The organism is Thermoanaerobacter kivui (assembly GCF_000763575.1).
GTDB lineage: Bacteria > Bacillota > Thermoanaerobacteria > Thermoanaerobacterales > Thermoanaerobacteraceae > Thermoanaerobacter > Thermoanaerobacter kivui.
Genome location: NZ_CP009170.1, coordinates 657,660 through 671,012, shown reverse-complemented (window position 1 = coordinate 671,012; position 13,353 = coordinate 657,660). Strand labels below are relative to the sequence as shown.

Annotated in this window: 9 protein-coding genes and 4 pseudogenes; 1 reads left to right on the top strand and 12 read right to left on the bottom strand. The window is 35.3% G+C overall.

Annotated features, from left to right (window positions below; translation table 11 throughout):
* Window positions 1–95: 95 nt before the first annotated feature.
* The 5 genes and pseudogenes from TKV_RS03310 to TKV_RS03300 form a co-directional block, all read right to left on the bottom strand.
* Entirely contained in the window at window positions 96–758 is a 663-nt protein-coding gene (locus TKV_RS03310; RefSeq protein WP_049684740.1) for an SdpI family protein, read from the bottom strand.
* A gap of 335 nt (window positions 759–1,093) precedes the next feature.
* On the bottom strand, window positions 1,094–2,110 hold the full coding sequence (locus TKV_RS03305; RefSeq protein WP_049684739.1) for a GerMN domain-containing protein: 1,017 nt from the start codon (window positions 2,108–2,110) through the stop codon (window positions 1,094–1,096).
* 325 nt (window positions 2,111–2,435) lie between these two features.
* Window positions 2,436–2,534: pseudogene (locus tag TKV_RS13340) on the bottom strand (capsular biosynthesis protein); the annotation flags it as partial.
* Window positions 2,527–2,634 (bottom strand): annotated as a pseudogene (locus TKV_RS12265) (hypothetical protein); the annotation flags it as partial. The pseudogenes TKV_RS13340 and TKV_RS12265, both read right to left, overlap by 8 nt.
* 52 nt (window positions 2,635–2,686) lie before the next feature.
* Window positions 2,687–2,968, bottom strand: a pseudogene (locus TKV_RS03300) (UDP-glucose 4-epimerase); the annotation flags it as partial.
* A 134-nt stretch (window positions 2,969–3,102) separates the two neighbouring features.
* Between TKV_RS03300 and TKV_RS12715 the strand changes: the two are divergent.
* Window positions 3,103–3,232: pseudogene (locus TKV_RS12715) on the top strand (IS6 family transposase); the annotation flags it as partial.
* A 118-nt stretch (window positions 3,233–3,350) separates the two neighbouring features.
* On the opposite strand, the gene TKV_RS03295 reads toward TKV_RS12715, so the two are convergent.
* Genes TKV_RS03295 through TKV_RS03265 form a run of 7 tightly spaced genes read right to left on the bottom strand, consistent with a single transcriptional unit; the run spans window position 3,351 to window position 13,335 of the window.
* Entirely contained in the window at window positions 3,351–5,489 is a 2,139-nt protein-coding gene (locus tag TKV_RS03295; RefSeq protein ID WP_049684738.1) for a DEAD/DEAH box helicase, read from the bottom strand.
* A 17-nt stretch (window positions 5,490–5,506) separates the two neighbouring features.
* A complete protein-coding gene (locus TKV_RS03290; RefSeq protein WP_049684737.1) occupies window positions 5,507–6,838 on the bottom strand; it encodes an ATP-binding protein in 1,332 nt (443 codons plus the stop codon).
* Window positions 6,828–8,672 (bottom strand): TerB N-terminal domain-containing protein, encoded by a 1,845-nt coding sequence (locus TKV_RS03285; RefSeq protein ID WP_049684736.1) that lies wholly within the window; start codon window positions 8,670–8,672, stop codon window positions 6,828–6,830. The genes TKV_RS03290 and TKV_RS03285 overlap by 11 nt, the downstream gene beginning before the upstream one ends.
* A gap of 33 nt (window positions 8,673–8,705) precedes the next feature.
* On the bottom strand, window positions 8,706–9,635 hold the full coding sequence (locus tag TKV_RS03280) for an SDR family oxidoreductase (RefSeq protein WP_049684735.1): 930 nt from the start codon (window positions 9,633–9,635) through the stop codon (window positions 8,706–8,708).
* Window positions 9,636–9,669: 34 nt separating this feature from the next.
* On the bottom strand, window positions 9,670–11,541 hold the full coding sequence (locus tag TKV_RS03275) for a polysaccharide biosynthesis protein (protein ID WP_049686191.1): 1,872 nt from the start codon (window positions 11,539–11,541) through the stop codon (window positions 9,670–9,672).
* 15 nt (window positions 11,542–11,556) lie between these two features.
* Complete coding sequence (locus TKV_RS03270; RefSeq protein ID WP_049684734.1) at window positions 11,557–12,675, bottom strand: DegT/DnrJ/EryC1/StrS family aminotransferase; 1,119 nt, start codon at window positions 12,673–12,675, stop codon at window positions 11,557–11,559.
* Window positions 12,676–13,335: an acetyltransferase gene (locus tag TKV_RS03265; protein WP_148307240.1), complete on the bottom strand. Its 660-nt coding sequence runs from the start codon at window positions 13,333–13,335 to the stop codon at window positions 12,676–12,678.
* Window positions 13,336–13,353 lie beyond the last annotated feature (18 nt).

The window sequence follows — 13,353 nt, the reverse complement described above, 5'->3', positions numbered from 1 at the left end:
TTCTATTCAACTCAATTTTCTCAGACAAAGCCCTCTGTCCCACCACACTTATAAATCATATCACAAAAAACTTTACTGTTAATCTCATCCATCCTTTACTTTCCTTTGTTTTTAAAAGTTATATAAGAATATACAATCGGTACTATAACAGCAGTAATTAGCAGCACAAGCATAAAAACAGTCACCCATGTACCTTTGAAAAAGGAAGCGAATAGTCCAATGATACCCGCAGTAATCCAAACTTTTCCACTAAACCTATGAGTCTTATCCCATACTTCCTCATCTGCCAGCGTCCAAGGCACCCTTATACCTACAAAATAATTATGATAAAGCTTACCCATAACACTCCCAAAACCAATCAAAATGAAAGGAATAACAAGATTGCCTACTATATTCATATCAATTTTATATCCTAATGCAGAATACGTAGAAGCAAAATATACTGCCATGAAAATAATTACCACAACCGCTCTTATTATCCTATACGCTCCAGCAAATCTGCCGTAATTAGCCCTTTTAGGGTCAATAAGCGGTATAAACAGCATTATAAGGTATATTACTGTAATAATGACAGGCAAAATAAATATCTCAATTTTTGAACCAAACCTATCTACTTGACCATAAATATTCCAATGCATTGGAATTTTAGCCGGTAAACGTCCAAAAATGGCAAATGTAAAAATCCATATTAATATGATAATGCCAATTAACCACCAATCCTTTTTTATTTCGTATTTGACATTGTAGTTTTCATCCATACTACATTAAACACTCCCCTCATGTTGTATGACAACCCTATTCCTCTGTAAATAAATCTATTGCAAAGTTCTCAATAGCTTTTCTGCTACAGAGGACTTTCCTCTCTTCCTCATTAACTATTCAATTAATTAATTTAATCTAATTTTTGTCAATTCATTTTAGTTAGGTATTATATGGTTAACGGCGTATCAACACGGAAAATTGAAGAAATAACCTACTACATTGACATATCATGAATAGTGCAGCAAAAACCACGGCAGATTCAGATTGAAATGAACAAATACAACTATCCTTAGAAATTTTTTTGCGCCCTATGTTGAAATCCTCAGCACAATTACCTGCCTACCTTCAAGACTTCGTCCTTGCCGAAGAGAAAATGCCCGGACTCGTATCCCTTACCTTCCACATTTAAGATGACACCTTCTGCTCCAAAGTTATGGCCGTAGGTGTTTACTATGCTGTCTATCAGCAGTGCTTCATATCCCGAACCCGCGTTCATTTCGGTGATAAGCTCTTTAGAAAAATTCAACCTCAAAATACCTTCTTCTTTTTTCATCTCTAAAAGTCGGGTGTTTTTGCTCAGCACTCTGTATTTTTTGTCCTTTAAAAGTTCGGTTATCTTCTCCACAAGAGTTTCGCCAGTTTTAAACTTCTCTACTACCCTATCTTCCAGCAGTTTATCTACGTTTTTTGAAGGATAATAAACTGCCAGCTCTTTTGCAGGCAGGCAGTTGTCTTCTTCTGCATTGCCAAATTTAGAAAGATTGTCTTCTACAGTCATGTTATCAGATACAAATTTTTGTTTGACAAGCCCTACGCCTTTTGCAAAATATCTTTCTAATACAAACTCTCCAGCCCTACCTACAACTTTAACACATGTAAATTCTCCTGCAGGTACTTTTACCTTCTCATTTAAGCTTTCAATAGTCCAGACAATGCTGCCGTCTTGCCAGCTGTTTCCCTCTTCTATGGGTGATTTTAGATAATACTCCTCACGGGTAGGTTCTTCTGCAAGATAGTTTATCCTGTAATAACTTTCTTCGATAGAATTAATCAACTTTACGCCTTCATTACTCACTTCAAAAACTTTTGCTGTCACAGTACCTCCATTGTCATGAGAGAACTGAACTCTGTTCCCTTCAATAAATTCTATATCTACTCTTCCGCCTGCAAATTCATTGCCGATACCTTCGTATTCCCAATAAAGATTTTCCGAAACCGGAAAGTAATCGGTTACTTTTATTTCTTCCTTGGGTAAACTACTTTCGGGGCTTTGATTTCCCCTGGTGCAACCCGTAAAAACTACTGATAAAACTAGTATTATCGCAATAGCAAGAAAAGTTTTTTGCAATTTTAATACCTCCAGAGAAAAAATTTAAAACAGACAAAGATATATATAGATTTTAACACTAAAAAATTGCTTTGGGTATATTACTTTGCACAACATTTCAATTCCATGTCTCCTTTGATTATATTATATAACTTACATTAAGTCTTATACAAGTAATAAAAACAACCATCTTTTATAAAAAAAGTTAAGTTAGGTTTCTCGATTAAGCAAATATTTGATACATCACAACATTTTACCATTTCGTCTCCTAAAAACCAACTCAAATATTAAAAATATTTCGGCATATATCAAGAAAAATAAAAAACGGGTGTTTGAATAGTACAGCTGAATCTTTGCCAGGTAGTATTCCAGTAGTATTGGAACCTAAAAACCCTGTCGCCGGTGTCACATTAGTGACATTTAAAACAGTAGTAGCCTCATAAGTACTCTGCTTTCTCTTTCAACTCCTTCAATATCTCTTTCACATTCTGCGCCTTATCTTTTGAGCAAATTAAAAGTGCATCCTCTGCATCTACAATTATTACAATATGCATCATCCCTCCACTTTTCCTCCGTGACAGCAACTTCACTTTCAGCTCATTTTATTCTGTAATACTCAATTGTCTCTCTCAATCCATCTCCCAAACTATACTCAGGCTTCCATCCAAGCACATCCAATGCTTTTTTATTATCAAGATAACTATGCATTATATCTCCTTTTCGTGGCTCTGTATAAATAGGCTCTAAAAAGGTATTCATAATTTTATTCATCATCTCAACAAGAGCATTTATACTTGTGGGTTTTCCTGTGCTTATATTTACAATCTCATTATCTCCTCTCTCCAATGCCAGAAAATTCGCTTTAGCTACATCTTTTACATAAACAAAATCTCACGTTTGTTTCCCTTCTTCAAAAATAATAGACATTTCATCTTTAAGTATCTTATCTACAAAAAAATAAATCTCACTACACTTATTTCAATAACTGAATAATTGTTTCTGGAATTTGATTTTTTGTGTTCTTCTATAATTTTGTAAGGCCCCAATTCTCCTCTTAATGGCTTGACACCAACTCAAGTTGCTGGATTATGTCTTTCTCCAAAAGAGAAGAAGAAAAAGTATCTTCTTGTTGCTTGGAATTGAACTAATCTTTATCTCCTAACTGGCCATCCTTGGAAATGACAAGGGAGTACTTCTCTTACTGGGCTCTCTGTACAGAAAAAAGTTTTACAGAACAAAGAAATTCTTTTCAAACTGTCATTTATTCTAAACTTATTATCCTGATACGGAATTTATCTAAAAATTTCAATACCCCTTCGATATCCACATTATGAGCTCCGTGCATTTTTATTTGCAATTTGGGAGGGAGGAAATAGCTATACTTGGAGACAAAAAATTCCTGTTCCCTAGTATAGGGCAATAAACTTTCTAAAGACCATCTTCTTCTCTTAATATCCTGTAAAATATCAATAAATTCGTCATTAACGGGAATCTCCATGCGTCCGATTCCGTCTGTTTTCACCACGTCAACTCCATAATAGCGCAACATCCATATCAAAGTTCTAAAAATATTTGTGCCAGTAAAGGTTTCAAATAGTAAGCACTCTTTCGTTTTCCAGATAATCCTTTCGTCTGGCTTAACATTGAAATATCTATAAGGTGTCCTTAATTCTTCTAAAACAGTCTGGGCCCTCTCATCAATAAAATCAAACTTACAGTCTGAACACAATATTTCGTGCATGCGCTCAGGAATACGGGGGTGCAATGGTCCTGGTCCACCTGAATATCGAGGAGGCTTTCCATCCACCGCTTTTTTTACATATACTTTATTTTTCTGAAAATCTATCTCTTCTATTTTCCACAGCTGCCCAGCAAGAATAATATTGTCTCCTTCATTTAAAAGAAAATTTTTTTCGATTTCTCCTATATTTTTAGTTCCGTAAAAAACTTCATAGACCTCTGGGGTCATGAAGACCGAATAAAAATCTTTTTGCCTTAGCAGTCGTTCTCCCTCTAGACCTACAATTAACTCCTGAGTATCCGTCAGTATTTCTAAATAATCCCTGTCAATCATGTGCTCAATCAACATACGGATATCTGATTCCGGCAGTTCATGAAATGCAGCGTTTTCACTTATTAATGAAACAAGTTCCTCAAGAGGGATACCGTTCAGTTGGTGACATATAGAAATAATTTGATGAAATAAAATATCATATGGGTACGGATAGCCTTTGCTGGGTTCAGTCCAACCTTGCAACAAGAGATCCATCACTGCAATAGATTGTAGCAATCCATATTTGTCTGTGGTATACATCTGTAAATATTGACCTTCTCCTTGCTTTCTTCCTGATCTGCCCAATCTCTGCTTTAAAGAGGAAACTGTAAATGTACTATCCACCTGTATTACCAGATCGATTTCCCCTATATCGATCCCTAGTTCTAAGGAGCTTGTAGCTATGACGCTTTTAATCCCTGTAGACTCTGCCATTAGCTTCTCCACAAATTCCCGTTCTGCCTTAGCTATTGAAGAATGATGGGCATAATACCTTTCTCCTAGTCCCTCCCTTTGAGCTAATCGATTTAAAATTACTGTAGCCTCCTCTACTGCCGCCCGACTATTAAAAAAAATTAAAGAGGTATAGTTCCGGGTCAGTTCTAGAATATCTTCGTATAATTCCAGAGGATAATTTCCTGTTTTAGTTTTTTCAAAATGCATTAAACTGTAATAGATGTCCCTCTCAAATCCCTTTACTTCAATGATTTCCACATTATCTGGATTGTTGCAATTAACCCATTTTTTAACCAGAGAAAAATTATCGATTGTTGCTGACAACCCGATAATCCTGGCTGGCTTTTTGGTGTATCGCTCAATACGAGATAAGAGGGATCGGAGCTGAACTCCTCTTTCTGTATCAATAAAAGCGTGGAGTTCGTCAATTACAATAAATTCGAGGTCCTGAAATAATTGCTTCAAAGAGCGTGTTCTGTTTATGAACAAGCTTTCAATGGATTCAGGAGTAATCTGTAATATGCCAGCAGGATTATCAATTAATTTTTTCTTACTGTGTTGGCTCACATCTCCATGCCACCTATGCACAGGAATATTCATCTCTTCACATAATTTTTGAAGTCGCTCAAATTGATTATTAATCAAAGCCTTTAGAGGAGAAACGTAAAGAACCTTCAAAACGCTAGGAGCTGTCTCCTCGATTTTGCTGATGATGGGCAAAAATGCAGCCTCAGTTTTTCCAGAAGCTGTACCCGACGACAAAACCACATCTTTTTCTGTATCGATAATCACAGGGATTGCTTTTTCTTGGATAGGGGTAAAATGTTTCCATCCCATGTCCCATATTTTCTTTTGCACTTTATCTGATAGCTTATAAAATATTTGGCTCATATCTATTTACCCCCAGGTTATGAAATCCGAGCCCTTTTAAAACGTTCATGGATATCGATAACTTTCTCCGAGGAGTTGCTTTCTCTAGTCTCTTCTCCTATATATAATTCTTCAAAATTCAGAGCAGGATGTTCCATCTTAATATTCAAAAAGCTGATAAACTGCCTGACCACATTTCCTAAAATAATGTGCTTTTCAGCCCCCGGTCGTTTGTATGTCCACAGTAGATACTTTCGAATTTCTTCGTCCGTCACATTTATTTCATAACCATAATGGGCTGCGTGGATATCCCGTATATTCATCAATAGGATCAAGGTTTCTTCAGGTGTAAGGGGAGTTAATTTCATTACTGCCTGCCTTAAATCTTGATATTCTTCCTTTTCCACCGCTGGCTTCAAACGTCGCTTCAATGCCTGGTAGCTGTAAAGCCCACGGCGCTCATCCTCTAAAAACTCAGGGGTACCGCTGAACGTTATATACAAGCCCTCAACTGAACCTTGCAAAATGTCATTGTAGATCATTAGGATATAGTCATAATTTTTTTCTCTGGCTTCTCTATGAGTAATCTTATATAGATTGACTGCTTCATCTAAATTGATAATCAAGCCTGAATACCCTGCTTGCCTCACAAATTTACACAGCACGTTTAAGTAAGCATAATAATTGCTATCATCAATAATCTCTCTAATTCCTAAGTCCCGCATTGCATCGGTTTTGGTCAAATATTCTCCTCTGAGCCACCTCAAAGCTTGACGCTGTTTTTCTTTATCTTGTTTTACAAAACTTTTATAGTAAATACTTAGAACTTTTGCAAAATCGTAACCACCCGTTAACTCATCTAAATGAGAAACAGCTTTAATAATTTCTTTCTCTACTGCTTGAACAAATACACTGTCCTCCAAAACAGCTTTATCTTCATAATCTAGGTCTTCCATTACTTTCTTTTGCAAACCCATTATCCACTGATCTAAAATAATGGGCAGGGCGTTCCCTTGGGGTGCGGACTTGGTTGATAGATTTTTTATCAATTCATTGTACAAGGCCAGAGCTTGATTATCGCTTCCATACAATCTTCTATGGGGAGTAAAATCCGCATTGGTAACTACAAATCCTTCTTCTAGACCCACTTGCCTAACAAAATTTTGCATAAAACTTTTCCCAGTTCCATAGGCGCCGATAAAAAACTTAATCATAGAGTTTCCATTTTCTTTTATCTCTCTTAACTCTTCTCTTATCTGTTTCATTTCCGCTTGCCGGCCCACCATTATATACTGGAGACCTCTTTTAGGAACCACCCCGCCTGCCAATGCACTTAAAATATCTGCTGAATCTCTCCTTTTAATTTTCATGCCGATTCCTCCTCTCCACTTCTTCCCATACAGTTATCAGCTCTTCGTTTATCACATACTCTTCTCCTATGAGCTCAATAAAGACATCTTCTAAATATTCCTCCGCTTTAGCATTTATCTGCTCGACAAAAATCGTTACAGGAACACCTTGGTCTTTTAACTGCTCCTCTGCTTCATTTATACTTTTCTTTCCATTAGAAAACGTGCTGATAAATTTGAATTCCTCTTCTGTTAAGGAAGAAATAAATCCTTCCACATCAACTTCTTCATCAGACAAGCGGATTCGAGACCTATTTTCGGGAATGTCTATTTCAGGCAAGTCCAGTTCAGGTTCAATTTCCTCGCCGTCTATTCCTGTGGTTTGGGTTGGTCTTTGAGGTATAGTATGTTTCGACTCTTCCTTTTCTTTCGATGCTACTTGATAAAAACGATTCTTTATTTTTTTATCTGGAGAAAAGCGGCTTTTTAGTCCTACATCCTCTGTTAGATCTAATCTCTTTATTTCCTCTAATAAAGCTTCCTTGAACCCAGGAGGCAACAATTCTTCGTTTACTTGAAGCTGTCTGGTAATTCCAGCGAGCAATCGAGCAACATTTTCTGAAAGCCGGAATAAAGCTGTTACTTCATTGTAGAAATAATCTGTAGGCACATATTGTAAGTACTTTATAATACGGCTTGGAACATTTCGACCTATTACTGCACTACTAAAAAAGTGATATGTCTCTATTTTTTCTTCTGGTTTAAACCAGGCTTTCTCCAGATCCAATCCCTCTTCTATATTTATCCTTTGAAATAATTTTAAAGCCTGTTCAAAAACAGCATATACTTTTTTGGCATTGGCCTTAAAAAAGGTAGTTTCTGAATATCCATATAGAACCTTTCGCCATTCTTCCATAGGTATTTTGCTAATATCATCTTGATATTCTTTAAAAATCTGATAAAAATTGAGCCCAGAATACGGTTCTGCCCCTAATCCCCATTTATAAGCCAATTCAATTTCATTCAGTTCTACCAACATATCCCTTATCCAGGGCACAATATATCTGTTCAGATCAGGAAGTCTATCCTTGTACGCCTCCCGTAAGCGGACCATCATGCTAACGTTGAACGCAGCATTTTGATTAAATGTATAGTTCAAGAGTTCATAAACAAATAATATTACGTAGCTCAAATCTGTGTCCAAATAATTGCCGTTTAGCGCCTGATACCTCCAGTAGAAATACCACCTCTTCTGCCTTTCGTCCAAATCTCTAAAAGTAGTCCAATACACCTTCAATGGCACAAAATCCGCCTTCTTGAGTTTCATATCAGCGTATTTAATTGAATCTTTCATAAACTCTGTATCGCGAGTGGAAAAGGTAATTTCTATAGCAGGTGAACTCGACTTTTTGGCTTTAACAGAATTTTTTAGTTCATCAATTTCTTTCCTTATGTAGAAAGGAGTTTCAAGATGAGCATATTCTGGCAGTATGATATCTTCTTCCTTGTAAAATTTCTCTTCTCCCTTTTGAGGTAAAACTTTTTCTGCAGAAGGTTCAAGTTTTTTGACTTGAGTGATTTCCTTCGTAAAAGGAAGCTGAGTTGATGTTTCAGGAGGCCTCTTTGAAACCTTTTCTTCCCTTTCTGAATACTCCTTCTGCCATTTCTTAATAAAAAACATATCTACCCAACCCAATACCATGGTCAAAGGGAGCAATTTGCCCGCAGAAAATATGACAATCAAGAGATATATCACGGCCTTTAGATATTTTTGATAATAAAAAAGATGTGCTCCAAAACCCCCTAAGAAAAAAGCCAATAAATAACCTACTGTTGGAGACTTGCCTTTTTTCATTTGATGTCCCTCCCGAAATTTTTTAGGGAATCTTCATAGCGTTATTTGACGTTCCCTTTTATAATACTCAATTGTTTCCCTTAACCCTTCCTCCAAACTATATTTTGGCTCCCATCTGAGTATTTCCAATGCTTTTTTATTATCAAGATAACTATGCATTATATCTCCCTTTCGTGGCTCTGTATAAATAGGCTCTAAAGAGGTATTCATGATTTTATTCATCATCTCAACAAGAGCATTTATACTTGTGGGCTTTCCTGTGCTTATATTTACAATCTCATTATCTCCTCTCTCCAATGCCAGAAGATTGGCTTTAGCTACATCTTTTACATAAACAAAATCCCTTGTTTGGTTTCCATCTCCGAAAATAATAGGTCTTTCCCCTTTAAGCATTTTATCTATAAAAATAGATATTACTCCACCTTCCCCTTTTGAGTCCTGCCTTATTCCATATACATTTGCATAGCGCAAAATCGTATATTTCAATCCATACAATTGACTGTATACCTCAAAATAATGCTCTGGTGTGTGTTTTGATATGCCATAGTAAGATATGGGATTTATTTTATGTCCTTCATCAATAGGAAGATACTCAGGGTTTCCATATACTGCTGCCGATGAAGCATATACAATCTTTTTAACACCACTTTTTCTGCAGCATTCCAGTAAATTTACTGTCCCCAGTACATTTACCTTCGCGTCAAATACAGGATTATCAATTGATTTCTGCACATCTATTTGAGCTGCCTGATGTATTACATAATCAGGTTTTTCTTTTTCAAATATTTCACATAAGTCTTCATCTGTGATGTCTTTTTTATAAAAGATAGCCTTTTTATTTATAAACTCTTTTTTTCCTGTTGAAAGATTATCCACTATTACGACTTCATATCCATTCTCAATCAGCAAATCTACTATATGTGAACCTATAAAGCCTGCACCGCCTGTGACTAAAACTTTCATTATACGTATCTCCTCACTTATTAAAATTCAAAAACTATTCTATTTCAGTAGCAGCAATTTCTTCCATTAAGAAACGTTGATAATCAGGGTTATACTCTGGTACAAGGGATTTTATAAACTCTCTTATTTCATCTTCATTCATATCGTCTATCTTATCTTTATATTTTTCCAATGTTAAAATTAAATTCCCATACTCAACAGAAACAGGCTTTTCAATAAAAATTTTCTCATGCTTTGTCGACACGTATTTATCATCACTTATTAATAATTCCTCAAATAATTTCTCTCCTGGCCTTAAACCAATAATCTTAATAGGTATATCTACATCAGGCTCAAAACCCGATAATCGAATTAACGTTCTTGCTAAATCTATAATTTTAACCGGCTCACCCATATCAAGTACAAATATTTCGCCCCCTTTTGCCATAGCACCTGCTTGTATAACCAATTGAACAGCTTCTGGTATTGTCATAAAGTATCTTTTTACTTCTTCATGGGTCACCGTAACAGGTCCACCTTCTGCAATCTGCTTTTTAAAAAGAGGTATAACGCTTCCATTGCTTCCCAACACATTTCCAAATCGCACTGCAACAAACTCAGTTTTACTTTTTTTATCATATTCTTGAATTATCATCTCACATATGCGCTTAGAAGCTCCCATAACACTTGTAGGATTGACAGCCTTATCCGTCGAAATCATTACAAAGCGATTGACATTATATAAGTCAGAAACTTTTACAAGATTCAATGTCCCATATACATTGTTTTTAATAGCTTCATGAGGGCTGTCCTCCATTAATGGAACATGTTTATGAGCAGCTGCATGAAAAACAATATCAGGAGTATACTTACTAAAAATTTTATTCATTTTCTTTTCCTCTCTTATATTCGCTACTAAGCAAACAATATCAAGTTCAGGATATTTCCTTTTCAATTCTTGCTGTACTTCATACATATTGTTTTCGTATATGTCTAGTATAATAAGGCGAGAGGGTGAAAACCTGGCTACTTGCCTACAAAGTTCAGACCCAATAGATCCTCCTCCCCCTGTAACCATAACTTTTTTGCCTTTTATGTAACTGCTTATTTCCTCTAAATCAATTTTGACAGGTTCTCTACCTAACAAATCATTTATATCAACATCTCTTATACTGCTTATCGATATTGTTCCATCAACTAACTCATAAATAGCTGGCAATGTCTTAACTTTTATGCGCATTTCACTACATTTATCAATAACTTTTTTCAAAACAGTTCTGGGTGCAGAAGGAATAGCAAAAATAACTTCATCAATTTCCTTCTCCGTAATAACTTCCTGAATATCATCAATTTTCCCCACAACAGGCACATCATCAATACTTCTGTGTAATTTAGACACATCATCATCTACCATTGCTACAGGCTTAAGGCCTGTTTCTGGATGATTTTTTATCTCCCTTACAAGTATACGCCCAGCATCTCCAGCACCTACTATTAACACTTTTTTGTATTTTATATTCTTTACTTTAACTTTACTGTTATTTTCCATATAACTTCTATAAGCAATACGACTTCCACCTATTAGCAATGCACTCAAAAACCAGTATAAAGGATAAATAGAACGTGGCAAACGTATTTGTAAAAATAGTAAAACAAAAGCAGCCATAGCGCTGCCAATGGTAATAAAAATAATCAAATCCATAATATCATGTAAACTTGCATATCTCCAGATTTTATTGTATTGTTTGAAAAAGACAAATGTTACGACAGTAACTGCAACTACTATGTAAAAGGTTTTTTTGTATAAGAGAAAATATTGGTGAGGAATAGTATAGTCAAAGCGCAAATAAAAAGCTAGAAAATATGCTATATTCAACAGGATAATGTCAATAAGCAATAATAAAATTTTTCTCTTGTTTTTCCACATATAAATCTCTCCCATTTACCTACTATATATCTTTATCGCCTCTTTTAACTTATCGACTACATAATCAATTTGTTCATCTGTTATTTTATTGAAAAAAGGTAAAGCTATTGTAGATCTTGCCACTTTCTCTGTTATAGGAAAATCTCCTTCTTTATGGCCAGTTAATTCTTTTACGTAAGATTGTAAATGTACTGGCGTAAAATACGGTCTACAACCTATACCATTGTCAATTAAATACTGCATAACCTTATCTCTGTCTATGTTTTCATCTACTCTTATCACGTAGACGAACCAACTCATCTTATTTACTTCAGGAGCAATGTATGGTATTTTAACTCCCTTGACATCTCTCAATCGTTCATTATATTTCTCAGCTATTTCTGACCGCCTCTTAATTATCTCTTCTATCCTCTCTAACTGAACTATTCCAAGAGCAGCATGTAATTCACTAAGACGGTAGTTAAAACCGAGCCGTTCGTGTTCTAACCACAATCCAGTAATAGGCCTTCCCTGACTTCTCATACTTCTACTTAATTGTGCAATTTCTTCATTATCTGTAACAATTACCCCACCTTCAGCAGTTGTAATCTGTTTATTAGGATAAAAAGCAAAAACACCTGCATCACACAATGTTCCTGCTTTAATACCTTTGTACTCTGAACCTAACGCCTCACAGGAATCCTCGATAACTTTGAGACCATATTTTTTGGCTATCTCATTTACCTTCTCCATGTCCATTGGTTGCCCAAAGACGTCTACTGTTAGAATTGCTTTGGTTTTCTCTGTTATTTTTTCTTCTATTTTGTTAATATCCATGTTCAGTGTGTCTGGATCTATATCCACAAAAACAGGCTTTGCCCTTTCAAATAAAAAACAGTTTACAGATGCTATAAAAGTAAAAGGTGTAGTTATAACTTCATCTCCATCTTTTATCCCTAATGACCTTACTATTAAATGCAAAGCGCTCGTCCCACTATTTACTGCAATCGCATATTTTTTCCCTACGTAATCAGCTATCTTTCTTTCAAATTCTTCTATCTTGGGTCCAATGCTTAAAATATCCGACTTTAAAACCTCTACAACTGCATCAATTTCTTTTTGGGTAATATCCGGTTTTGACAAAGGAACTTTCATTTATTTTTCCTCCTCATGAAATTTTATTGGCTTTGCTGGAACTCCTACTGCTGTACAATAAGGCGGTATATCATCAACAACAACTGCCCCTGCACCTATAATTGACCATTCGCCAATTTTTTTACCCTGTATTATCGCACTTCCTGTACCAATACTACATCCTTCTCCAATAGATACGTTTCCTGAAATATTTACACTAGGTAATATCGTAGCATAATCACTTATAACAGCATCATGACCTATAGTACAATCAAGATTAACTATAACATGTGACCCAATTTTTATGTTTGTAGTAATAATATTTCCTGCACATATTATAGAACCCTCACCAATTGTCAAATATTGTGACATTATAACACTAGGATGAATCAGCGTTGCAAATTTTACATTATATTTTAAAGCTTTTGTTATTAAATTTCTTTTAATTTTTGGATCACCTACTGCACAAACTACATACAAATCATTAAATTTTTCAATTACTTCAAAACCACCTAATACAGGATAGTTATTTAAAATCTTTCCTTTATTGTGTATATCCTCATCAATGAATCCTAATAAATTCCATTTTCGTTTGTCTTTATTAATATCTTCAATCAACCAAGCAACTTCTCGGGCAAATCCACCTGCACCTATAATCACTATATCTTTTATATTATTCATTGTTGATACCTCCGTTTC